This is a genomic window from Siphonobacter sp. (assembly GCF_048595215.1).
Lineage (GTDB): Bacteria > Bacteroidota > Bacteroidia > Cytophagales > Spirosomataceae > Siphonobacter.
The window spans coordinates 18,256-42,692 of the sequence record NZ_JBMDWJ010000320.1; the positions used below are offsets into that span (position 1 = coordinate 18,256).

Consider the following 24,437-nt stretch of genomic DNA (forward strand, 5'->3'; position numbering starts at 1 on the left):
CAAAAAGGTATAGCTTGAAAAAACACACATTTGTCGCGAGCTCTAAAGCAAGCTTGAGCGGCTTTGAACGACGGGCTAAGGATACGGTTGCATGGGTTGGTAGTTTGATGATTCAGTGAAGTCAAAGCATTGGTTAAGAAGTAAAAGCCTTTCGTTAACGGGAATTTCTCGCCGAGAAAAGCCTTTGGTTCTGTAACGTTATACAAATGATTTTGTTCAATAATTGTTGAATAAGCCCTGGGACTTTCTAGCGACCGGTTTCGGGAACCATCCCGGCGACAATACGGGCTGAAAATAAACACAACGGAATTCCGCCGCCCGGATGTACACTACCGCCCACGAAATACAAATTTTTGATACGAGACGAAAAATTGGGGTGCCGCAAAAAGGCTGCAAACCGATTATTAGACGATGTTCCGTAGAGGGCTCCCTGATAGGAAGAGGTACGAAGTTCAATACTTCGGGGGTCTAGTACCGATTCACTCTCAATGAATGATTCTACGTCCACGCCCAAACTCCGGCTGACTTTCGCCAATATAGCTTGTCGAGTCTGGGCAATGATGGTGTCCCAGTCCTGACCCTCGTTGGCGGGAGCGTTGATGAGTACAAACCAGTTTTCACCGCCTGTGGGGGCATCATCCTTCTTGATTTTCGAGCTGATGTGCAGGTAGACGGTAGGATCGTAGTAAATAGTTTTATATTGAAACTGGTGTTCGAATTCGGCCTTGTAATCGTTCGAAAAGAAAATATTATGTACGCCCAGTTCCGCAAATTCCCGCCGTACGCCCCAGTAGAAGATCAGACCTGAACCCGAACGGGGTTGTTGCAACGTACGTTCCGGAGCTTTCTCCGTAGGAAGCAGTTTTCGGTACGTAGGCGTAATGTCCATGTTCGAGACAACTATACTACAGGGAATTTCCTGACCCTGCACCACCACACCGACGGCTTTTCCGTCGCGTACCTGAATGCGTTCCACTTTGGATTGGTACCGAAACTGAACTCCTTTTCGCTCGGCCAGAGCGACCAGACTCTCGGTGATACTGACCATCCCTTTTTTCGGAAAGTACGCTCCGATGTTGTACTCCAGGTGCGGAATCATATTGAGCAACGCGGGCGTCTGATACGGATCGGAGCCGTTATACGTCGCGTAGCGGTTGAAAAGTTGTACGACTTTCGCCTGTTGAAAACGCTGTTCGTTCGCCTGATTCATGGTACCCAAAACCCCCAGTCGCGGAAAATTCAGGTAGCCTCGCAGGGCCTTTCGACTGAGCCAGGTGGACGCTTTATGCAAGGAATCTTTTAGGAAAAGCTGTTCCGTAACATCATACTGAAAGGCACTGTGCTGAAGGAAGTTACGGACGTGAGCGGCTGGTTCGCCGAGGGTTTGTTCCACTTCCTGAGCAAACTGGTCCGGATTCGCCGAGGCCGTCAGTCGCGTGCCATCATCCCAGAAATAATGACAGATGTCGGGCAGGCGTTCGTAGGTGAAATGCTGCTTGGGATCTTCGCCCGCCAGTATAAAAAGCTCCTCGACCAACTGAGGCATGGTAAAAAGCGAAGGCCCCGCATCGAAGCGATACCCTTTTTCTTCGAAGGCCGATAACTTGCCGCCGGGATACGTATTCGCCTCAAATACGGTAACGGAATAGCCCTTCACCGCTAAACGTATAGCGGTGGCAATACCGCCGATGCCCGCTCCGATAACGGCTGCCGTTTGATTCATGGATTCCTACTGTTTTTGAATACGTAAGCAGAAAACAGGGGGAATGTTTAAAAAGAATGATCGCGACTCTTTGCAAACTTATCGCTGTAGTTTTTCTTATGATCGCTATCGTTTATATGGTCATACAGGTATTTGGCGAAATATTTATACCTTTAGTGGACGGTACTTCCCAATTTTAGTAAACCTTTTTATCGACGGATATGAAAAAAATTTTCCTCGCTTTACCCTTGATTGGTTTAAGCCAACTGGTATCAGCACAACAGGATGCCAAGGTGATTGAAAAAGCCAAGAAAATTCACGCCAAGGTGTTCACGCTGGATACTCACGCCGATACGCCGATGCGGATGGTCGGAAAAGGCTTTGACATTTCGAAAGATAATACGCCCGCACCCGGAACGGCTACGGGTTTTGATTCCAAGATTGATTTTCCCCGCATGAAAAAAGGCGGCGTAGACGGGATTTTCTTCGCCGTATACCAGGGACAGGGGCCGCGTACGCCCGAGGCCAACGCTAAGGTTCAGCAAATGGCGATGACGATCCTGGATTCAATGTACGCCCAGATTAATCGCCATCCGGAAATGGGCAAAATTGTAACGACGCAGGAAGAGGCGATGGCTCAGGAAAAAGCGGGCAAACGTTCAATTTTTATTGGGATGGAAAACGGCTATCAAATCGGAAACGATCTGTCGCTGCTTCAGAAGTTTTACGATCGGGGTGTACGCTACATGACGCTTTCTCACTCGGCAAATAACGATATCTGCGATTCATCGACCGATCCCAAAGGACCGGAATTCAACGGCCTGAGTCCCTTCGGCGAGAAAGTAGTCGCGGAGATGAATCGTCTCGGCATGATTATCGACATTTCGCACGTATCTGACAGTACGGTTTGGGATTTGATCAAACTGTCAAAAGCTCCCATCGTCGCTACGCACTCCGATGCCTGGTCGGTACTCAACCATCCCCGAAACTTAAACGATGACTTACTGCGGGCCGTTGCCAAAAAAGGTGGCGTAGTGCAGTTGAACTTGCTGAGTAGCTATATTAAGGAAGCTCCGAAAAATCCCGAACGCGAGGCGGCCACGGCTGAAATCCGTAAGAAGTATACGGCAGGTGGAGCCATGACGGATGAGCAGATGAAAGCCATGCGGACGGAAATGCGGGAACTGAGCAAGAAATATCCCGTACCGCTGGCTACAGTAAAAGATGCGATTGATCACCTCGACCATTTTGTGAAAATCATGGGCGTAGATCACGTGGGCATCGGCGGCGATTACGACGGCGGGGGTTACCTGGCCGATTGTTTCGATATTTCTGAATACGAAAACCTGACGATTGAAATGGTTCGTCGCGGCTATAGCGAAAAGGACCTGAAGAAAATCTGGGGCGATAACTTTTTCCGGGTGATGAAGGATGTTAAGAAAGTAGGCGAGAAAATCCGGAGCGGCGACATGGCTATGCGATAAAACCGAGGATTTCAACCCACCAAAAATAGAACGTCCCTGACTGTACGAGTCAGGGACGTTTTTATTACAGGTAAGTACTAATCGTTGATGCTACGAATAATAGGTTCGTTCCTTAACCTCATTGTTTATTACCTGGTATAACTTCATAGCCAACGAGGTACTAACAACCAACAGCTATAAACACCAGCAGCTATACCTAAATCAACTTGTCCGGCGTAATCGGTAATTCCCGGATCCGTTTCCCGGTGGCATTATACACGGCGTTGGCAATAGCTGGAGCCATCCCAATAATTGCGATTTCGCCCAAGCCTTTGGCTCCCATGGGGTTGATGTAGGGATCTTTTTTATCGACAAACAAGACATCAATATCGGGAATGTCGGCATTGACGGGTACGTGATAATTGGCCAGATCATTGTTCACATACCGTCCGTAACGATGGTCAATCACGGCTTCTTCTTGTAAAGCCATACCAATACCACCCACGGCTCCGCCCATCATCTGGCTGCTGGCCGTTTTATGATTCACAATCGTACCCGCATCTGCCACGGCTACGGCGTGTTTGACCCGTACTACGCCCGTTGTGGGGTGCACGTGAACTTTCACAAAGTGTACGGAGAAGGAGTACATGGCAAATTTCTTCCCTTCTTCACCTGGTTTCGCCTCCTTGGTTACTTCCAGCATTGGCAGATTATTCCGTTTCAGAATATCCGTGTAGGCAATACTGGCCGAGCGGTCAGTAGGGGAGCGAACGCGGCCCTCTTCGTAGACCAGTGTATCAACTTTGGCTTTTTTCAGAGCATTACCCGAAAGTTCCACCAGTTGTTGCCGCAAAGCCATACAGGCTTCGTGTACCGCCGAACCTACCGAGGCTACCGTCGCCGAACCGCCCTGAATGGGAGCGTAGGGAAAGGCCGTTTCACCTAATTCAAATTTGATTCGGTCGGCGGGCATACCTAGCACTTCAGCGGCAATCTGTACCATGGCCGTACCCGTTCCCGGACCAATATCACTAGCCGCACTTTGGATGAGCAAGGTACCATCTGCCTTGAGCTGAGCCCGGGCCGTTGCCTCGCGTCGGTGGGCACCAAACGTACCCGTCGCCATTCCGTATCCCACCCACATTCCATTCTCCTGTTTACTGCGGGGCTCTTTCGGACGATTCGACCAACCAATTTTGTCGGCACCCAACTGATACGCCTCCCGAACATGATTACTCGACCAAGGTAACTCCTGCTCGGGGTCTTTTTCGGGATAGTTTTTCATCCGTAACTCAATCGGATCCATGTTCAGGGCGTATGACAATTCATCAATCGCCGATTCCAAAGCAAAAGCTCCCGTCGCTTCGCCGGGTCCACGCATGGGAATGGGCGTACAAATGTCGAGCGGTATAACCCGATAGGTCGTATTGACGTTGGGCGAACGGTACAGAAACCGCGTCATCCCCACCGTTGCTTCGGTAAACTCCTCGTAATTACTGTTCTGAACATTGGCCCAGTGGGAAATCCCTACAAACTTTCCGTCTTTATTGGCTCCAATCCCTACTTTCTGGTGCGTATGCGGTCGGTATCCGGCAATGGTAAACATCTGATCCCGCGTGATCACCAGTTTGACGGGACGCTGTACTTTCTGAGCCGCCAGTATCGTAGCAATTTCGTGCGGCCATACTCGTAGCGACATTCCAAAGGCTCCTCCCACAAACTGCGAATGAACGGATACGTTTTCTTTCGGAATCTTAAACGTATCGGCAATGACCTGCTGGGTCATTTTCACGCCCTGCGTCTTCGCGTATACGGTGATTTTGTCCGGACCTTCCCACTGAGCCAGAATGCCGTGTAATTCCATCGGATTATGTACTTCCGTAGGTTGGATGTACTCGGCTTCAATCTTAACTGGGGCCGTTTGATACGCGTCTTTCTTGCCCCGCTGATAATCCTGCAGGGACTTGCTTTTGGGCGTAATCCCTTTATCCAGATTGCTTTTGAGGTCGGTTTGATGCGAAAACTTTTCGTACTGAGCGGTCACCAGCGAGGCTGCGTAGGTAGCTCGTTCAAAGGTATCCGCTACAACCATCGCGATGGGTTGGCCGTTGAAATAGACTTTGTTATCGTAAAAAGCCTTCATTCCGGGACCGCGTCCGGAAGACGTTTTGCTTGGTTCGTCCGTTTGGTACGCGGGTGTTTTTGGAGCGTTCAGGTGGGAAAGAACCGCTAGTACACCCGGAGCACTTTCGGCCTTTTTCGTATCCAGACTTTTTATCGCTCCTTTCGTAATCGTGCTCGGAACCAGTACCCCGTAGACCAAATTGGGTACTTCAAATTCGGCGAAATATTTGGCGGCCCCCGTCACTTTCAGCTGAGCATCGACGCGACTCATGCGTCCGCCAATTCGTTCATCTTTATTTTTCATGGGCTTATGCGGTTAGGCCAGCGGCCATTTTCAAAGCTTCTACAATTGTATTAGGAGCGAGCTTGAGTTTAAAGGAATTGTATTCGTACGCCCTGGCACCCGTCATCGCCTGCTGAGCAGCCTGTTGAAACGTAGCTTCGGATACGGTTTTACCAACCAAAGCTTTTTCTACTTCCTGCAAACGCCAAGGTTTGTGAGCCACGCCACCCATCGCCAATCGGGCCGACTTAATGGTTTTGCCTTCCAGCTCCAACGCCGCTGCTACGGAGACCAATGCAAAGGCATACGAGGCCCGATCACGTACTTTCAGGTAATGAGCGTGTTGCGTATAGGGCGAATCCGGCAGGGTTACGGCTACAATTAATTCATCTTTTTCCAGCGTATTGTCTTTTTCGGGACGATCGCCGGGCAGGCGATGAAACTCGGTGAAAGGAATGGTTCGTTCGCCTTTGGGACCTTGTACGACTACCGTGGCGTCGAGGGCTACCAACGCCACGCACATATCACTGGGGTGGACGGCGATGCAGTGGTCGCTTGTGCCGAAGATGGCGTGCATGCGATTATAACCTTCTTTGGCTCCGCAACCCGTACCCGGCTGCCGTTTATTGCAGGGCATTTCAGTATCGTAGAAATAGCCACAACGCGTACGCTGGAGCATATTGCCGCCTACTGTAGCCTTGTTCCGTAACTGAGCCGATGCTCCCGCGTTGAGGGCCTGAGCCAGTAGGGGCCATTTTTCCAGAATCAGTTTATCATCGGCTACCTGGCTGTTGAGGGCCATGGCTCCAATGCGAACACCTGTGGCTTCTTTTTCAATTTTATTCAGCGGTAAACGACTGATGTCGATGAGTTTATCCGGAGCCGTTACGCCTCGTTTCATCAAATCAACCAGATTGGTGCCGCCGGCTATGAACTGAGCGGAAGGGTCTTTGACTAATGCTTCGAGAGCTGACTTGGCTGTATTAGCCCGGACGTATTGGAAGGCTTTCATACCGTTTGTCCTCCTTTCTTTACCTCCATAATAGCGTCAACAATATTCGGATAGGCTCCACAGCGGCAGATATTCCCACTCATATACTCCCGGATTTCTTCCTCGGAATTGGCGTGTCCTTCGCGGATACACGCCACCGCCGACATGATCTGACCGGGCGTGCAGTAGCCGCACTGAAAGCCGTCGTGTTTGACGAAAGCCTCCTGCATGGGATGCAGGGTATCGCCTTTAGCTAGTCCTTCGATGGTGGTGATTTTCTTTCCTTCTTCGGTAATTGCTAGGGTCAGGCAGGAATTAATTCGCTGGCCGTCGGAATGTACGGTGCAGGCTCCGCATTGGCCGTAATCGCAACCTTTTTTGGTGCCCGTCAGGTGCAGCTGTTCGCGTAAGAGGTCGAGTAGGGTGGTACGCGGTTCCACGTTCAGCGTATGCTTGACCCCATTGATTTCCAGTTTCAGTGGTACTTTTTCAAAAGGAGCCGCAATTTTTTCATCCCATTTTGGGTCCTTGATCGCCTTTTCCGAGGACAGCACCAGAGCCGACAAGACCGACGATTGCTTCAAAAAATCGCGGCGGGCTTCGTTTTTAATAGTCTTTTTGCTCGTTTTCATAAAGTCTAAGAGGGTATTATGTTCTTTGTTAGAGGTGTCTTATTTGCCCAGACCGAGTTTGGTTCCGTAGGCACGGCCGACTAGTAGTCATTGAGTCTTCCAGGCTGGACCTCTCCACGCCTGACCATTCCATGGCGGTGACCGCCCGCTCTAGGCCACCGCATTGCGGCTATCGTAGGTCGTTCCGTTACCCCCATGGAATGGCTTATGGGCGGACGGGGTTTTCTTCTTCCAGTAATAGTTGATGTCGGTTGGTTAATAGTCGGTAGTAGTTAAAATAGAAGTGAAAACCATCAAAGACGGCATAAAATCGGATCTCGTCCTATCGCGAAAAGCCGTCTACCATTCGATGGTAGCTCCCTCAGCAATGCGGTAGGCTGAGCAAAAGGAAGTCAGCGGTGTTCGCGATATGGACTAAATGACCAGCCTTCTCTCAGGGACGAAATGGGTCTTCGTATAAAACTATTCTTATCAGTCGTATGGAAATGATACACCTATGTTTATTCATATAGATTAAAAAACTCTGCCATTCAGAAATTTTCGGGCTTTTTCGAAGGGTAGCCTCTTCAATCATAGGGAAAACCAAGTAAAACGAATCACAGATGCCCTGCCAGCACTTCATTTTAACCTTTGATCGCTTATTGCAATAAAAACCTGCGTTTTTCGCTTACTTTAAGGGTTTGATTTCCATTCTATTCACTTCATGAAAAAACTGCTTACGTTGTTGGCTTTGAGTCCGCTGGCTTTCGCTCAGGCTCAGAATCCAACGAAATTCGCCGAGACCATCAAGGCGGAAGATCTTAAAAAACACCTCTCGTACCTGGCTTCCGATGAACTGGAAGGTCGCGGTACCGGAACACCCGGCCAGCACAAAGCGGCTGAATACATTGCCAATCACTTCAAAAGCCTGGGTTTAAAGGGCATTGGTCCCGGCGGGAGCTACCTGCAACCCGTTGAGCTGGTTGAACTGGGTTGGGGTGATGTGTACCTGAAGGCCCCCAGCGGTACGAAAGAATTACTGAAAGATTTCTACGTAACGGGGTCAGGAAATTTCTCCAAAGAGGAGACCCTGGATATCGTACTGGTCGGTTACGGAACGGATGAAGACCTGAATGGGCTGAACCTGGATGGCAAAGCCGCGTTGTTACTCGCCGCTGAACCCCGTAACGCCGAAGCCACTCGTAAGAAAATGGCCGTGTTAAAGGAAAAAGGGGTGCGTTGTGTGCTGACCATTGCTCCGGGAGCTGATGAACAAACCGACAAGCTTTACGGTCGGATGAGGGCGTACTCTCCCCGGATGAATCGCCTGACGTTCAAGGATGAAAAACGTCCGGAATCTACGCTGTTATCCGTACAGGTAAAGCAGGGACTGGCGAAGGAAATGCTGGGTCTTGATGATACGCAACTCGCGGATTTGATAGCCGGGAAGACGAAACCCACTGATCTCAAGAAAACCCTGACGCTGAAGGCTGAAGAGAAACAGACGCCTATCGAAACGTCGAACGTTGTTGGGTTTCTGGAAGGTACGGACAAGAAAAACGAAGTACTCGTGGTAACGGCTCACTACGATCACATCGGTATCTCGCCCGATGGGCAGATCAACAACGGAGCCAATGACGACGGTTCGGGTACGGTTGGCGTGATGGAATTGGCGGAGGCCTTCTCCAAAGCGGCCAAAGCGGGTAATCGTCCGCGTCGCAGCATTTTGTTCATGACCGTAACGGGTGAAGAAAAAGGGCTGCTGGGTTCGGAATACTACGTAAACCACCCCCTGATTCCGCTGGAAAATACCATTGCCGATTTAAACATCGACATGATTGGCCGGGTGGATAAAGCCCACGAAGGCAAACCGGATTACATCTACGTGATTGGCTCCGATAAGCTGTCTTCGGAACTGCACGCCATCAATGAAGAAGCGAACAAGAAATACATCAAGATGGATCTGGACTATACGTTCAACGACCCGAACGATGTAAACCGTTTCTATTACCGCTCGGACCACTACAACTTTGCGGCTAAGAAAATCCCCATCATTTTCTACTTCAACGGGGTACACGATGATTACCACCGTCCAACGGATGATGTGGAGAAAATCCAATTCGATAAGGCTGAAAAAACGGCCCGTCTGGTCTTCTATACGGCCTGGGAATTGGTGAATCGGGATAAGCGTATTGTCGTTGATTCCAATAAACCCTAAGATTTTTAGAAAGCAAAAAAGCCCTGGTTACTGCTAGTAATCAGGGCTTTTTTTATGATTACTAGAGTAGTGAAGCTTGAATAATGGATAGGAGCGTAAGTGAAACGATAATTTAAAAGCCTAGGATGCAATTAAGAATTTCAAAGAAATGACTGGTTTTAAATTCGGAAGAACAAAAACAGGTTGAAGGCGAACTAGTAGTTGTTAGTTGTCTAAGCTGCGACATTGACAAATGTCAAAAGGAAAAGAGCAACAAGCAATACCCACAAATGGGTAATAATTGATTTAGTGATCGGAAAAACGAATAATAAAGTTGTATGCTTTTCTAAAAAGTTTTTTAGCCTGAAATGGGCAGGGCGACTGCGGAGGAAAGAATAGTAGCATGAAAAAAGGCCAGCCTTTCGGCTGACCTTTTTTATACGGCGGCAGGTTTTATTTAGTCCACTGCACGTTCGCCGTTTTTACTTCGCTGGAATTGGTACCGATCTGAATACCAAACTCGCCCCCTTCCCAGTCGTATTTTAAATCCGTATTATAAAATTTGAGCTGTTCGGGTGTAATACGGAAGGTGACTTCCTTACTCTCACCGGGTTTCAGAGTGATCTTCTGGAATCCTTTCAGGTCTTTCACCGAACGCGTTACACTCGCCACCGGATCGCTGATGTAGAGCTGAACGACTTCTTCGCCCGCGTACGTACCCGTGTTTTTTACGGTTACACTAGCCTGTAAGGTCTGATTACCCTTCAGGCTGGTCTGACTGAGTTTGACCTCGCCGTAACTGAACGTGGTATAACTTAAACCGTACCCGAAGGGAAATAACGGATCATTGGGTACGTCGAGGTAACGGGATTTGAATTTGTCCAATAACACGCCTTCGTAGGGACGACCCGTATTCTTGTGATTGTAGTAAATGGGAATCTGACCAACGTTGCGGGGGAAGGTAGCCGTCAGTTTTCCGGCAGGATTGTAGTTGCCAAACAGAACATCTGCGATGGCATTGCCCGATTCGCTACCGCCAAACCAGGCTTCGAGCATGGCATCGGCGTTATCGTTTTCCCAGGTAAGCGTCAATGGACGACCGCTCATCAGTACGAGTACCAGCGGTTTACCCGTTTTTTTCAGTGCTTTCAGTAAGTCTTTCTGATTTTCGGGAATACCAATATCCGAACGACTCGAAGCTTCGCCCGACATTTCCTGAGCTTCGCCTACAACGGCCACAATCACGTCTGATTGCTGAGCCACCTTTACGGCTTCCTCGATCATCGCTTCAGGCGAACGGGGGTCTACGTCTACAAGGCCGTTTTGAGCGTTCAATCGCTGAATCAGCAGTGTATCCGTCGTGAAGTTGGCTCCTTTGGCGTAATTGATTTTTACATCACTACCCGCTACATTCTTAATGCCTTCCGCCACGGTCACGGCTTTTTTCCAGTCGCCAGCAATATTCCACGTACCCAGCATATTCTTGCGATCATCCGCCAGGGGGCCAATCAGAGCAATGCTGCCGCTTTTTTTCAGGGGTAAGGTCTGATTCGCATTTTTTAGTAATACGTGACTACGGGCAGCCAGATCGCGAGCAAAGGCCCGGTTCTCGGGCGTCAGAATTTCTTTCGCCGGACGCGAATCATCGAGGTACCGATACGGATCGTCAAACAAACCCAACTTGTACTTCGCTTCCAGAATCCGGCGGCAGGCCTGATCGATTTCTTTTTGGGTGATCTTGCCTTCGTTCAGCGATTGTTTGAGCGTTGTTAGAAAGCCTTCGCCCACCATATCCATGTCGGTACCAGCTTTTAAAGCCAGAGCCGAAACCTGTTTCAAATCCCCCAGACCGTGGGCAATCATTTCGTTAATGGCCGTGTAGTCGGTTACCACCAGGCCTTTGAAGCCCCATTGGTTGCGTAACAAATCGGTTGCGAGCCATTTATTGGCCGTTGCCGGTACTGCGTCGATTTCATTGAAGGAAGTCATCACACTGCCTACGCCCGCGTCGATAGCGGCTTTGTACGGCGGCAAGTAATACTCAAACATTTTGATACGGCTCATGTCCACCGTATTGTAATCACGGCCCGCTTCAGCCGCTCCGTACAGGGCAAAGTGTTTGACGCAGGCGAGAACCGTATTCGTTTCCTTAAAAAAGCTGGTACCCTGATAGCCGCGAATCATAGCTTTGGCAATGAGTGAACCCAGGTAGGGGTCTTCCCCGGAACTTTCGGAAATCCGGCCCCAGCGGGGATCACGGGCAATATCGACCATGGGTGAGAACACCCAGTTTAGCCCATCTGCGGTAGCTTCGGTCGCGGCAATGCGGGCACTTTTCTCAATGCGTTCGAGATCCCAGGTAGACGAAATGCCGAGGGGAATGGGAAAGCTGGTTTTGTGTCCGTGAATGACGTCGAGTCCGAACAGCAGAGGAATGTGCAGCCGGGAATTTTTTACGGCCAGTTCCTGAGGCTTGCGTACCAGCGTCGGATCATAAATGCCGAATAAGCCGCCGACTTTCCCCGCTTTAATATTGGCTTCGACGTTTTGAGAAACCGTAGCTCCCGTCGCCGTAAATCCGCCCGGTGTCACCAGATTGAGCTGACCGATTTTTTCATCAATCGTCATCTGGCCCATGAGCTTGGTGACGAAGGTATTCATTTTTGCCTCCGGCGTCTGAGCCTGTACCTGAAGTTGGAACAGACCCGCCAGAAGCAGAAGAGATGTCTTTTTCATGGAATGAATCATTTATTGATTTCTTGCAGAGTCAAACGGAGCTGGGTCGCGTTAGTAGGGCTTGGGTCCAATCCATGGCGAGAAGGCTTTGCTTTTTAGAGTTTCGTTATTCACCTAGACTGGGTTTTGTCCTTCCTAATTGGCTGTTTAGTAGCCATTGAGCCTTTCTGCCTGGACCCTGTTTTGTGCCACCGCGTTGCGGCTATCCTAGGTCATTCCGTTGCTCAATGGCGGGAGAGGTTTTCATCTTCTAACAATAGTTATTGGTTGTTAGAATACGATCCGATAACTGCATGGACGACATAAACCAAACCCCGTCCTATCGCATTCCATGCCGGGCTCAAGCCGCCTTTTTCATCCGCAATGCGGTGGCCTGAAGCAGGATGAAAAGAGTGGCGTTCGCGATACGGACTAAATGAACAGCCGTGTATTCGGGGCGAAATACTGATCCTATAATACTGGTTGATTATTAGCAGATTTTAGCATGGAATCCATATGGACTAAAAACTGCAGATAGGTTACCAACAATTACCGCAACACCAACTTCATCGTTTTCTTCACTGAACCCTGCGTAATCGTTGCTACATATTTTCCTCCGGCAGCGTCGAAGGATTGAGTATGTGTACCGGGTGTTAGCGTTTTATTATCCACTACTTTAAGGGTCGTACCACTACTGCCCGTGAGTTCAATGGTAACGGGTTGTGTACCGGCCACGGCAAATTCCAGCGGGTATTTACCCGTATCGCTGTGTCGCATCAGACTCCATTCGCCGGTAGTCGGGTGCGGCTGGTAGGCGTAAAAGCCCGTCGGGTAGGAGGGGTTCTCAATGCCCATTTTCTTCAGTCCCGTCTGAATTTCAGTAATGCGTTCGCCCACTTTCCAGATCAGGCCCGTTCGGTAATTTTCCATCATCACGACAATCGGCCCCTGGTCAATGGCCAGATACTGATTGGAATACCAGTTTTTCGACGCGTTATAGGCATCGTAAAAACCATATTCACCAAACAGACGATTGCCGTGTTTCAGATATAAATACCGCAGAGCCTGCCAGGATTCGTAAGGCGTATACGGGAAAGCCGACAAAGCCGCCGTGGGCGTAATCGTACCGTTATCATTGGTGGGCGAGTGAGCGTCGTAGAAATTGTAATCGTCGCTGGCGGTTAGGCCCCAGTTTTCTTCGGAATACCCGTACGCTTTGGGAGCTTTTTCGGCACAGTACGCCCAGTTAATCAGCGTATGGGCCTGATTCATCTGCCAATAGTTCGTATGCTGATCCTGCATCCGTCGCGGGTCCATACTCAGATACGAGTAATGGCTGAAGAAGAGCGGACCGCCGTAGGGGAAGCCAATGTCGAGCTTATAACCCATGTACTTGTTGCCATTGGTAAAGTGATTCGACTGTTTCCACGTGTTTTCATAGACCTGCGGCGTAATAGCGTGCGTGGGCGAACCCAGAGCCAGCACGTACGTAATCAAACATTCGTTGTAGCCTTCAATGGGCATATTCATGTCCCAGTTGTATTGCTTCGACCAGTGCCAGCGAAGTTTGCCAGCGTGCACGTACCAATCCCATTCGATAGTTTCGTAGAGTTTGGTAATTTGGTTGCGAAGTTTCTTTTCAGCGGCGTTCGTACCGTTGAAGTATTCACGGGCAACGAGTAAGCCATTGGCCAGAAAAGCCGTTTCCACCAGATCACCACCATTATCTTTTTGCCCAAAAGGAACCACGCGGCCCGTGTTGCCATCAATCCAGTGTGACCAGGCTCCGTGGAAGCGGTCGGCTTTCTCCAGAAAATCGGCTATTTTTTGTACACGGGCTACGGCGGCCTCGCGGGTAATCCACTGCCGTTCGGCGGCTACGACCATACCCATCAGGCCAAAACCCGTACCGCCCGTCGTGACGATATTAGGCGTGGCTGTACGTTCGGCAGCCATGCCCGAAATGGGATGCCCGAAATCCCAGAAGTAACGGAACGTAGCTTTTTGTACAACGTCCATGTATTCGCTCTTCTCGGAAGGCAGCGTTTCTGTATCTGTAGTTTTAGAATGAGTAGTCGGGACGGACTTGGTACAGGAAACAAACGTCAATGTACAAGCCATGACGCCCGTCAGAAGCGTGGAGTATATTCTCATAAAGCAGAAAGAGTAGGGCGGAAAAGAATACCAAATACACCTTGAAGCGAAAGAGGTAATCAGAAGAACCATTCTTTCTGATTACCTCTCGCCTTGTTTTAGTAGCCAGGGTTTTGTTTTAGCTGACCACCGCTTAAGTCGATTTGCGTCTGCGGAATGGGGAACAGATCGTGTTTAGGGCTTACGTAAGGCAGACCCAAAGCCCGCAGTACTGTTGCGGCTCGTCCCTGCCGACGCAGGTCAAACATCCGGTCGTGCTCCATCGCTAGTTCAACGCGGCGTTCATTCCAGATTTTCAGGCGTAAGTCACTCTGAGAGCCTGCTTGTGCCGCTGGCAGTCCGGCCCGTACCCGAACTTTGTTCAGGGAAACCAAGGCATTGCCCGACTGACCCAGTTCGTTAGAGGCTTCCGCGTGCATCAGCAGTACTTCCGCAAAGCGTAAAATCCGCATGTTTTTGTTCGTTTCCGAATCGTTACCATTGTACGTTTCAGCTACGCGGCTTACGTAGGCTTTCTTGTTGTAACGGGGATTGGGAGCCGTAGCTAACACCTGCTGACCATCCCAAAGCACTTCGCCGGGGTACATGATAGTCGCTGCTTTGCGTTTGTCACCGGGTTCGTACGCTTTTTCCAGATCGGCCGAAGGTGTATTAAAGCCCCAGCCCCACTGACCGCGTACGCCCTGCGTAGCTGAGTAGTTATTGATGCCTTTGTTCGGCGTAGTACCCTGAGCCTGTACTTCAAAAATGGATTCGGCGTTGTTTTCACCTACTTCCCGCCAGATCGTCGAGTAATCGTCTACCAGCGAATATTTGCCACCAGCGATTACTGCATTGGTAAGTTCCAGTACTTTGTCCCATTTCTTCTGGTACATCGAAACTTTCGCTAGCAGAGCCTGAGCTGCCCCTTTCGTGGCCCGGCCCGTTGCAATACCACCTTTTTCGGGCAGATTGGTTATGGCCGTGTTGAGATCCGCTTCAATTTGGGCATAAATGGCTTCCGCCGTAGTCCGCGTACGACCCGCTTGTAAGTCGGCTTCGTTCGTTGGATTAGGAACCGTCGTAATCAATGGTACACCCCCGAACGTACGAACCAGGTTGAAGTAAAAATACGCCCGCAGGAAGGTAGCTTCGCCAATCAGACGGTTTTTGGAGGCTTCGTCAATGGTCAGCGTAGGCAAATACGTCAAAGCTTGGTTAGCCCGGGCGATGCCCTGATAATTGCCCTGCCAGATGTCATTAAAGGAACCACTGGTTGCCGAGAACGTAAAGCCATCCAATTCATTTTTATCTGAACCTGAATCGCCCGGATCGCTGCCTTTATCGGCGTCGTCGGAAGCAATACTGGTAATACCGATCCAGGAAAAGGAGTGGATATTCCAGTCGAGCATTTTGTTGTAAATGGCCGTAACGATACCTTCAGCCGATTTTGGATCGCTGGATAAATAATCGGGCGTAAGCTCGCCCTGAGGAGCTACATCCAGGTAATCTTTACAGGCCACTCCGCTTAGAGCAAGACCCGTAAAGAGGCCAGCTCTCAGGATATATTTGTTGACTTTCATTGGAAATATATGTTTTGAGATGGGGTCAGTCTGACCCGCATCTTGTCGAATTAGAAATTAACCGTTACTCCCATCAGGAACGTACGAGGCGTGGGATACGCATCCAGTTCGATACCCGAAGACAGCGTACCCGCGGTTTGGTCGGTGCTGTTCGCGAGCGTACGACCGGGAAGCTCAGGTGTAAAGCCCGAGAATTTCTGGAACGTCACTAGGTTTTGAGCCGTTACGTACACGCGAATGCCCTGCATCTTCCAGGAATCTGTCAGCGTTTTGGGTAAGTTATAACCCAGCGAAACGTTGTTAATCCGCAGGTACGAGCCTGATTCGATGTAGTAATCAGAAGCCAGAGCTACGTCATTCGACGGACGGGGATTGTTGCTCGTCGTATTACTGGGTGACCACCAGTTGGTGACGGAAGCTTCGATATTCTCGTTACCAAATCGTTGAGCTTTCTTACCGTTGTAAATCTGGTTGCCCAGGTTACCCGCTGCCGTAACGCTCAAATCGAAGTTGCGGTAGCTGATGCCCCCCGTCAGACCAAAGAAGTACTTAGGCTGATACGAACCTTTATATACGCGGTCGTTTCCGTTGATGATTCCGTTTCCATCCGTGTCCACGTAACGCAGATCGCCTACTTTCGCTCCGGAAATGTGCGGATACGCATCTAGCTCAGCCTGTGATTTGAAAATACCGTTCGTCTGGTATACGTAGAAGCTACCAATGGGTTGTCCTTCCGCCGTCTGCGTTGTGATTTGACCGTTACCTAAGCTACCAGCCTGAATAGGCAGACCACCGTTCACTCGCTCAATTTTATTATTGTTGATCGTGAAGTTCACGCCTACATTGTACCGGAAGTCACCTTTCTTCTCATTCCAGTTCAAACCGAACTCAATACCCCGGTTACGAATGTCAGCCGCGTTGGTCAGGTACTGAGAATCATTATCACCGAAGATGGCATCGATGGGTTTGTAGATCAACGCGTCTTTCGTGAGTTTGTCATAGTAGTTGACTTCCCCAGACAGACGGTTGTTTAACAAACCAAACTCCAGACCTAAATCCTTCTCCGTTGTCACTTCCCAACGGAGGTTCAAATCCTTAATATCCTGAATCGTGTATCCCGGAGCCAGTTGACCATCAATTTGATAATCTAGGTTCGAAGACAGCGTATACAGGAAGGCGTTCGGTACAATCCGGTCGTTTCCTACCTGACCCCAACTCGCCCGGAGTTTCAGAGCAGAAAAGAGGTTCTGACCCTTCATAAAGTTCTCGTTCGCAATCTGCCAAGCCGCACCCACGGATGGGAATACGCTGGAACGGTTGGACGAAGGAAATTTGCTGGATCCATCCTGACGTACCGTAGCCGTCAACAGGTACCGGTCATCGTAGTTATAGTTTACCCGACCGTAGTAGGAGAGGCGTCGCTCCAGACCCATGCTACTTTCGTTGGTAGCCGTGGCCTGCGTACCCAGATTCAGGGTCCAGTAATCCGGATTGTTCGGTACATTCAAACGGGACCCACCCAGAAAGCTCGTTTTGTAGCGTTCACCCGTAACCCCTACCAAAGCATTAAAGCTGTGTTTCTCGCCAAACGTTTTAGTATAGGTCAAGGTATTATCCCATACCCAGCGAGAAGCATTGTCATCGCGAAGCGTCAGCTGGCTGGTATTGTTTTGCTGGTTTCCAGAGACCACGTAGATCGGCTTGTACTGGCGATTATTAAACGAACGATTTTCCACGGCAAAGTTCGAACGGAACCGCAAATCATTTGTGATGTTCCATTCCGCAAACAGTACACCTTGCAGACGCAGACTTTTCGTATGATCGTTCGTATAGTTGATCTGAGCCAGGGGGTTGGCTACGTTGTTCCGAAGAGTGTATCCATAGCTGCCGTCTTCATTGTATACGGGCACGATTGGAGCCTGCTTGTAGGCACTCGTAAAGGCGGAGTAAGGTTTGTTTTCGTTATCTTCCTGAGCCAGGTTTAATGAGGCTCCGACTTTAAACGACTTACTAACCTGATAGTCATTGCTAGCCCGCAAGCTCAGACGGCGGTAGCCGTTGCCTTTCAGAATACCGTCGTCGAACATATAGCCACCACTCAGGAAATACGTACTTTTCTCAGAACCACCACTCAAGGAAATGTTATGGTTATGAACCAAGGCGTTACGGGTAATAGCATTGAACCAATTCGTATTCGCCTTGATGTCGCCCGACGTGAAAACGGGCTGCTGACCCGCCCGTACCAACGCTTCATTTGAGAAGTCGATATACTGCTGCGAATCGGCCATTTTCACCCGACGGGAAGCCTGACGGAAACCTACATAACCATCATACGTTACTTTAACGGCTCCGCTTTGTCCGCGTTTCGTTGTCACCAGAATCACGCCGTTGGCAGCCCGCATCCCGTAAATAGCCGTAGCCGATGCATCTTTCAGAACATCCATGGAGGTAATATCCTGCGGATTGATGTTTCGAATATCATCCGTAATAACGCCGTCTACTACGTACAAAGGATCGGCACCGGCCAGCAATGTACCCGTACCGCGAATCCGCACCGTGGGTACGCTACCCGGTTCACCCGAAGCCGTGATTTGTACCCCAGCTAATTTACCCTGCATCGCCTGTGTAGCCGATACAACGGGTTGATTAACGATGTCCGCCGTTTTCAAAGTAGCTACGGCTCCCGTCAAGTCTTTCTTACGGGCCGTTCCGTAACCAATCGCAACGACTTCGTTTAACGTAGACGCATCCGATTCCAGCGTAATGGTAAGCTCTGTAGTCGCTGCAGTTACCGTAACTTCCTGGGGTTTCATTCCCACGAACGTTACAGAAAGTACATCACCCGTGTTGGCCGCAAGGGAGAATCGACCCTCGGCATCGGTGTTTGTACCACGTGTAGTACCCTTTATGGCAATCGTTGCTCCGGGCAACGCTTGATTATCGTCCGCACTGGTTACTCGTCCAGTGACGCGGCGTCCCTCCTGAGCATACACTTGAGTGACGATCAGTGAAAACAACCATAGACACAGCAGATAAGCTTTCTTCATGATAAGAAATTGTATTATTTGGTGGACAAAATTAAAATATCTAAGTAGGTGTAGACAAAAAAAGCACTACATCATTACCACATCATTTAGGGTATAAGGCTTGTGTGTACTACATCATTCCTACATATTTGTATTAATTGTTGAAAAAATTGTGGGATTGGTTTTAACGGTGAAGCAAGTGAGTACCCAGAATAGGATTGGAAGAAGGACAAGAAGCGATACACGTAGAGGGCTCGTATTGGTACTAGTTTTAGTGCTTGTCAGTAGTTTTACGAAAGCTCAAACGTATACCGATCAGCTACAAAAGCTATGCCTGCCCGAGGTGAGATCATTTACTATACAGGACTATCAAGCCCAGCGACAAAACTGGAGTATCAGCCAGAGCAAGAACACCCGATTCATCTACGTTGGGAATTCAAAAGGGCTGCTGGAATACGATGGACAAACCTGGAAAAACTTCATTTTGCCGCACCGTCAGATCATTCGCTCCGTTGCTACGGCGGGTGATCGCATCTATACGGGAGCTTTACAGGAATTTGGCTATTGGCAGGCGAATAGTAAGGGCGTTCTTACGTACCATTCGCTAAATTCATTAAACAAGGACCCTCGCTTTAAACAAGAAGAAATCTGGAATATTATTACTTTAGGTGATGCGGTCTATTTCCATTCCTTTGCTTATTTGTTCCGTTATCAGCATAATCAGATAACGACTTTACCCACGCCGGGAAACGTATTTTTTGCCTACCAGGTCGATAATCGGCTTTTCGTGCAGATTATGGATAAGGGCATCTACGAGTGGGTGGATGAACAGTTTGTGTACTTACCGGGTAGTGACCGTCTCGCTCATGAACGCGTACGCTGCGTATTTCGATCCGGCCCCAACCAATTACAGATTGGTACGGATCGGATGCTTTTCACTTTTGATGGCAAAGGCTTCACCGTTTTAAATACCCCGGCGAGTCGTTTTCTAGCGGACAACCAGCTTAACAAAGCCATTCGAGTGGATGAGCGAACGTATGCGTATGGCTCGGTACAAAATGGGATGATCATTACCGATGAGTGGGGCCGGATTCGCTACCACCTCAATCAAAAATCGGGCTTGCAGAATAATACTGTACTGGCCCTGCACGCCGATGCGGACAAAAACGTGTGGGTAGGCACGGATAATGGAATCGATGCGGTTTTGCTAAGTTCGCCCGTTCGCCATTTTCGGGACAAAGACGGCGTACTCGGAAGTGTGTACGATGCTACGCTCTATCAGGGGAAACTGTACGTAGGAACGAACCATGGCGTTTTTCAGGTCAACGAAACGGGAGGAAAAACCAGTTTACAATTGGTACCCGGTAGTCAGGGTCAGGTTTGGGATCTGGAAGTGATTGACGGAACCCTGTTTTGCGGACATAATGAAGGCACTTTCGTACTGGAAGGTTCGGGCTTTCGGCAAATTTCGAAGCTGACCGGCGGACTCGTACTTCACAAACTCCAAAAGCATCCGGATATACTCATTCAGGGCACTTATACGGATCTGGCCCTGTATCAGCAGGTCAACGATCGCTGGCAGTTGAGTCACTCGCTGGCGGGCGATTTTTCACTGACGGATCAAATCATCGAGCAAGATGCCGGTACGCTTTTACTACGACGAAAATACCGGGGAATCACCCAGATTCGCCTCGCGGACGATTTGCGGACGATTCAGCATACCACACCACTCAATGGTCTGCAGGGAGCTAACCTGATTCGGGTCCAGGAAAAACCGCTGATATGTACCGATCAGCAATCATATTTTCTGGAAGGAACAACCTTGAAAGCCATTCCAGCCCTTGGTAAACAGGGCGTAAGAAACATTTTTCCCATCAACTCCCAGGATTATCTGGTATTACGAACCAACGGAACGCTGGCGTACTGGCGGGGAAACCAATCGCTCAGACCGTTGAATATCAAACATGTGCAATGGGTGGAAGGTTACGAAAATGTTGTACGGCTTGATGACCAGATGTTGCTGGTCTGCGGAGACGATGGATTTTCAATAGTACCGGTTTCTTACTTGCGACAGGGAATGACGGAGACGCAGGCCCACCCGTTGATTCGTCAGATCAGTACTGAAAACTTCGATCAAACACTTTATCCCGGTCAGCCTCAACCTGACTTGCAATTTCGATACTGGCAAAACAATCTCACCATTGATTTTACGTCTACGCAGTACGAAGCCGATGTAACGTACGAGTACTGGCTGGAAGGAAAAATGCCGGGCTGGACGACGTTATCGAAAAGCCACACCCTAACGACTGGGCCACTAGACCCAGGTACGTATGTATTGCATTTACGTTCATCTGTTTCCAGCGAAGAAACGACTCTGTCCTTTGAAATACGGCCACCCTGGTTCTGGAATCGCTGGAGTCAGTTTCTATACCTGGTGTTATTCGTAGTGGGTGTCTGGCTGGCGTATCAGTTTTATCGGCGTCGCATTCGGATGCACCAGAGCCGGATTCAACGAAAGATGCAGCTACAACTGGAAGAAGAGCAACTGCGAAACGCTCAGGTATTGGCAGAATTACGGAACGAACAATTGCGGAAAGACGTCGAACGCAAGTCGGAAGAACTGGCAAATTCAGCTATGAACCTGCTGCAAAAGAACGAATTACTGGAAACGATTAAGGGAGAGCTGGAGAAGTTACGGAAAGAAATTGGCCCGGAAACCGCTGCTACGCAGTACCGATCATTGGTTCAACTCATTAATCGCAACCTGGCTGACGAACATAGCTGGGATATATTCGAATCGAATTTCAACGACGTGCATGATTACTTTTTCAAAAAGCTGCTCGAATCGTTTCCCAATCTAACGCCCGGTGATTTGAAGTTGGCTGCGTATCTGCGAATGAATTTATCCAGTAAAGAAATTGCTCAGTTACTGAACATTACGGTTCGCAGTGTGGAGTTGAAACGGTACCGCTTACGCACGAAACTCAACTTGCAAACGGAGCAGAACCTCAATGAATTTCTGATTAAACTATGAAAAGACCCGGCCTTTGGAGCCGGGTCTTTTTATTAACGTAGTTTCAGCGTAACCAGGGTAAATACCGCCAGCAGGATACCGATGATGAAGAAACGCATCACAATCTTCGGTTCCGGTATATTGGATTTCTGGTAGTGGTGATGCAGCGGAGACATCTTGAAAAGTCGGTGTAACTGGGCGTATTCGAGTCCTCGTCGTTTTTTCTGGTACTTGAAATAACTCACTTGGAGAATAACAGAAATGGATTCGATGAGGAAAACCCCGCACAGAATCGGAATGAGCAATTCTTTACGTAACACAATGGCCAGCGTGGCGATGACACTACCCAGCATCAAACTACCCGTATCGCCCATGAAAACCTGAGCGGGATAGGTATTGTACCAGAGAAAGCCGACGCAGGCCCCGACAAAGGCCCCGCAGAATACCACCAGCTCGCCGGATAAAGGAATGTAGTAAATGTTGAGATACTGCGAAAAGACTTTATTCCCCGATAGATAGGCCAGAATACCCAGCGTGAGGCCGATGATGATGGACGAACCCGCGGCTAGTCCATCAATCCCATCCGTAATGTTGGCTCCATTGGACACCGCCGTAATAATGAAGATGACAATAACCGTGTACAGAATCCAGGTATACTCGTCAGGCAGAATGGAATCCGGAAGAATCTCCGAATAATCAATCTCGTTATTTTTGAAAAAAGGGACGTTCGTTAGAAAATCTTTGGTGTCCGTAAATTTCCGTAGTTCTGCAAAACCCGTTGGCGTATTGATGCGGGCTTCTTCGTACACCCGGATTTTGATGTCCGGCGAATAGTGCATCGTCAGCCCAATGAGCAGGCCCAACCCAATTTGTCCGACAATCTTGAAGCGACCGGGTAAGCCTTCCTTATTTTTCCGAAATACTTTAATATAATCATCCACGAAACCGATCAAACAGGTCCATACCGCCGAAATCAGCAGAAGGACTACGTAAATATTATCCAGCTTGGCGAATAGCAGTACCGGAATGACAATGGCCAGTAGGATAATAAAACCACCCATCGTAGGGGTGCCTTTTTTCTGCATCTGTCCTTCCAGGCCCAGATCGCGAATGGTTTCGCCAATTTGCAGGCGTTGCAGGTACCAGATGATGCGTTTACCAAAAACAATACCGATAATCAAGGACGTCACTGTAGCCGCCGCCGTCCGAAACGTAAGAAACTGAAAAACCCCGGCTCCGGGAAAATTGAAGGTTTTATCCAGATAATCGAAAAGATAGTAGAGCATACTAGGCTACAAAAATTGACAATGCGGGTACTAAGTTCTGCAAAAGCCGGGAAAAGCCGACATCTGAAATGAAAATACCCTGGCTTTCGTAAAAGGGGCACAAAAAAAGCCCGCAATTGCGGGCTTTACAAAGAAGGGGAAATGAATAATTATTCGACTTCCAACTTCGTAATTTTATATACATTACGGTCGATAGTAAAACGACCGATGCCTTCTTCGCCAATAACGTCGAAGAGTTCAAGGGCCCGACGGGCGTTGATTTCTTCTTCAACTTGTTCTTTCACAAACCATTGCAGGAAATTTTCGGTAGCGTAATCCTCTACGCGACGGCAAAGACTTACCAGACGGTTGATGGAATGCGTTACGTTGATTTCACTTTGCAGAGCTGTTTCGAATACACTGCGGAAGGAAGGATATTCGTGAGGAACAGCTCCTACTTCAGGTGAGTAAGCCATTACACCCTGATCCGCCAGGTAATGGAAGATTTTGAGCATGTGCTCGCGTTCTTCTTCCGATTGTTTGTAGAAGTATTTGGCAGAATACAGGAAACCATTCACTTCGCACCAGGAAGCCATGGCTAAATATTTAGAAGAAGCTTCCGCTTCCATTTTAATCTGAGCATTCAAGGCTAATTCAACTTCCTCTTTTAGTGAGGTGCGGAGGCGTTGCAAATCTTTCATGTTAATCTTATTTTTTTAATGCGATAGTTCAAAAAAATGTGCTCGTTGCTATCGCCCGGGAATTTAGATCGTTGGTGGGCAATACTTTCTACACCACAAAAGTATAGGCTCTCGCGTAGAATGCAATACTAACGCCTTGAAAAAGAGTAATTTAGAAATAATCTCAGTAGCAAAATAAATAAGGGCTCCGTGGTGTGCATACCAGCGGAGCCCTCAGTTAGGGAAAGAATATCGTTCGTTAGTAAGAGTACGTATACAAAACCTCGTGTAACATCGAGTTAAGATTCAGCGTAAACTGCGTACCGGCCAGCAAGTCACGTAATTGGACCAGATCACAAAGCGTCAGTACTAGTTTCTGATTAGACTTGGGTGCTTCCAGTACTTCAAAATCGTATTCATCGTCAAGATTAAAAATCATCTCGTGAAGATTCACCCGTTCTGCTTTCCGACGAAACAGAACGAAATCTGTCATGCGAAATGCCATCACCTGATCAGCAAAATTGAGAACAATGCGGTTCGTTAGATCGCACTGATAGGTAACTCCTTTCGAAGTACGGTACAACTCGTGAAGGGAAACGTTAAGGCTCATGGAACGGGTACGTGAAAATCTTCCCAAAGATAAAGACAGAA

The 24,437-nt window shown here is 48.9% G+C and carries 14 protein-coding genes; 3 read left to right on the forward strand and 11 right to left on the reverse strand.

Annotated elements, in window-relative coordinates; translation table 11 throughout:
• Positions 1–247: 247 nt before the first annotated feature.
• The gene (crtD, locus tag ACOJTG_RS19830) at positions 248–1,723 is read right to left on the reverse strand and encodes a 1-hydroxycarotenoid 3,4-desaturase CrtD (RefSeq protein ID WP_420155407.1); all 1,476 of its coding nucleotides are present in this window, start codon (positions 1,721–1,723) and stop codon (positions 248–250) included.
• A 200-nt stretch (positions 1,724–1,923) separates the two neighbouring features.
• Between crtD and ACOJTG_RS19835 the strand changes: the two genes are divergently transcribed.
• Complete coding sequence (locus tag ACOJTG_RS19835) at positions 1,924–3,186, forward strand: dipeptidase (protein ID WP_420155408.1); 1,263 nt, start codon at positions 1,924–1,926, stop codon at positions 3,184–3,186.
• Between the two features lie 196 nt (positions 3,187–3,382).
• Here the strand turns inward: ACOJTG_RS19835 and ACOJTG_RS19840 are convergent, their stop codons facing one another.
• Genes ACOJTG_RS19840 through ACOJTG_RS19850 form a run of 3 tightly spaced genes read right to left on the reverse strand, consistent with a single transcriptional unit; the run spans position 3,383 to position 7,195 of the window.
• A complete protein-coding gene (locus tag ACOJTG_RS19840; RefSeq protein WP_420155409.1) occupies positions 3,383–5,593 on the reverse strand; it encodes a xanthine dehydrogenase family protein molybdopterin-binding subunit in 2,211 nt (736 codons plus the stop codon).
• Positions 5,594–5,597: 4 nt separating this feature from the next.
• Positions 5,598–6,584, reverse strand: a complete 987-nt coding sequence (locus tag ACOJTG_RS19845) for an FAD binding domain-containing protein (protein WP_420155410.1) — start codon at positions 6,582–6,584, stop codon at positions 5,598–5,600.
• Complete coding sequence (locus ACOJTG_RS19850) at positions 6,581–7,195, reverse strand: (2Fe-2S)-binding protein (protein ID WP_420155411.1); 615 nt, start codon at positions 7,193–7,195, stop codon at positions 6,581–6,583. The genes ACOJTG_RS19845 and ACOJTG_RS19850 overlap by 4 nt, the downstream gene beginning before the upstream one ends.
• Positions 7,196–7,898: 703 nt before the next feature.
• Between ACOJTG_RS19850 and ACOJTG_RS19855 the strand changes: the two genes are divergently transcribed.
• Entirely contained in the window at positions 7,899–9,392 is a 1,494-nt protein-coding gene (locus ACOJTG_RS19855; RefSeq protein WP_420155412.1) for a M28 family peptidase, read from the forward strand.
• A gap of 432 nt (positions 9,393–9,824) precedes the next feature.
• On the opposite strand, the gene bglX is transcribed toward ACOJTG_RS19855, so the two are convergent.
• The 4 genes from bglX to ACOJTG_RS19875 form a co-directional block, all read right to left on the reverse strand.
• Positions 9,825–12,107: a beta-glucosidase BglX gene (bglX, locus tag ACOJTG_RS19860; protein ID WP_420155413.1), complete on the reverse strand. Its 2,283-nt coding sequence runs from the start codon at positions 12,105–12,107 to the stop codon at positions 9,825–9,827.
• Between the two features lie 528 nt (positions 12,108–12,635).
• Positions 12,636–14,240, reverse strand: a complete 1,605-nt coding sequence (locus ACOJTG_RS19865) for a glucoamylase family protein (RefSeq protein WP_420155414.1) — start codon at positions 14,238–14,240, stop codon at positions 12,636–12,638.
• A 98-nt stretch (positions 14,241–14,338) separates the two neighbouring features.
• Positions 14,339–15,802, reverse strand: coding sequence for a RagB/SusD family nutrient uptake outer membrane protein (locus ACOJTG_RS19870; RefSeq protein ID WP_420155415.1), 1,464 nt, complete (start codon positions 15,800–15,802; stop codon positions 14,339–14,341).
• A gap of 50 nt (positions 15,803–15,852) precedes the next feature.
• Positions 15,853–18,849 carry a SusC/RagA family TonB-linked outer membrane protein gene (locus ACOJTG_RS19875; RefSeq protein WP_420155416.1) on the reverse strand — a complete coding sequence of 999 codons (2,997 nt, stop codon included), beginning with the start codon at positions 18,847–18,849 and terminating at the stop codon, positions 15,853–15,855.
• Positions 18,850–19,171: 322 nt separating this feature from the next.
• On the opposite strand from ACOJTG_RS19875, the gene ACOJTG_RS19880 reads away from it, so the two are divergent.
• Complete coding sequence (locus ACOJTG_RS19880; protein ID WP_420155417.1) at positions 19,172–21,862, forward strand: two-component regulator propeller domain-containing protein; 2,691 nt, start codon at positions 19,172–19,174, stop codon at positions 21,860–21,862.
• A 32-nt stretch (positions 21,863–21,894) separates the two neighbouring features.
• Here ACOJTG_RS19880 and mraY read toward each other — a convergent pair whose 3' ends face one another.
• From mraY to ACOJTG_RS19895, 3 genes are all read right to left on the reverse strand, one after another.
• Positions 21,895–23,127, reverse strand: coding sequence for a phospho-N-acetylmuramoyl-pentapeptide-transferase (gene mraY / locus ACOJTG_RS19885; RefSeq protein WP_104712979.1), 1,233 nt, complete (start codon positions 23,125–23,127; stop codon positions 21,895–21,897).
• Between the two features lie 149 nt (positions 23,128–23,276).
• On the reverse strand, positions 23,277–23,807 hold the full coding sequence (locus ACOJTG_RS19890; protein WP_094809304.1) for a ferritin: 531 nt from the start codon (positions 23,805–23,807) through the stop codon (positions 23,277–23,279).
• A 238-nt stretch (positions 23,808–24,045) separates the two neighbouring features.
• Entirely contained in the window at positions 24,046–24,396 is a 351-nt protein-coding gene (locus ACOJTG_RS19895; RefSeq protein ID WP_420155418.1) for a hypothetical protein, read from the reverse strand.
• Between the last annotated feature and the right edge of the window lie 41 nt (positions 24,397–24,437).

Excerpts from the sequence above, each read along its gene's own strand:
- ACOJTG_RS19845 (WP_420155410.1), bottom strand. The coding sequence starts at position 6,584 with ATGAAAGCCTTCCAATACGTCCGGGCTAATACAGCCAAGTCAGCTCTC.
- ACOJTG_RS19850 (WP_420155411.1), bottom strand. The coding sequence starts at position 7,195 with ATGAAAACGAGCAAAAAGACTATTAAAAACGAAGCCCGCCGCGATTTT.
- ACOJTG_RS19835 (WP_420155408.1), top strand. The coding sequence starts at position 1,924 with ATGAAAAAAATTTTCCTCGCTTTACCCTTGATTGGTTTAAGCCAACTG.
- ACOJTG_RS19895 (WP_420155418.1), bottom strand. The coding sequence starts at position 24,396 with ATGAGCCTTAACGTTTCCCTTCACGAGTTGTACCGTACTTCGAAAGGA.
- crtD (WP_420155407.1), bottom strand. The coding sequence starts at position 1,723 with ATGAATCAAACGGCAGCCGTTATCGGAGCGGGCATCGGCGGTATTGCC.
- ACOJTG_RS19840 (WP_420155409.1), bottom strand. The coding sequence starts at position 5,593 with ATGAAAAATAAAGATGAACGAATTGGCGGACGCATGAGTCGCGTCGAT.
- ACOJTG_RS19875 (WP_420155416.1), bottom strand. The coding sequence starts at position 18,849 with ATGAAGAAAGCTTATCTGCTGTGTCTATGGTTGTTTTCACTGATCGTC.
- ACOJTG_RS19870 (WP_420155415.1), bottom strand. The coding sequence starts at position 15,802 with ATGAAAGTCAACAAATATATCCTGAGAGCTGGCCTCTTTACGGGTCTT.
- ACOJTG_RS19865 (WP_420155414.1), bottom strand. The coding sequence starts at position 14,240 with ATGAGAATATACTCCACGCTTCTGACGGGCGTCATGGCTTGTACATTG.
- ACOJTG_RS19890 (WP_094809304.1), bottom strand. The coding sequence starts at position 23,807 with ATGAAAGATTTGCAACGCCTCCGCACCTCACTAAAAGAGGAAGTTGAA.
- mraY (WP_104712979.1), bottom strand. The coding sequence starts at position 23,127 with ATGCTCTACTATCTTTTCGATTATCTGGATAAAACCTTCAATTTTCCC.
- bglX (WP_420155413.1), bottom strand. The coding sequence starts at position 12,107 with ATGAAAAAGACATCTCTTCTGCTTCTGGCGGGTCTGTTCCAACTTCAG.
- ACOJTG_RS19855 (WP_420155412.1), top strand. The coding sequence starts at position 7,899 with ATGAAAAAACTGCTTACGTTGTTGGCTTTGAGTCCGCTGGCTTTCGCT.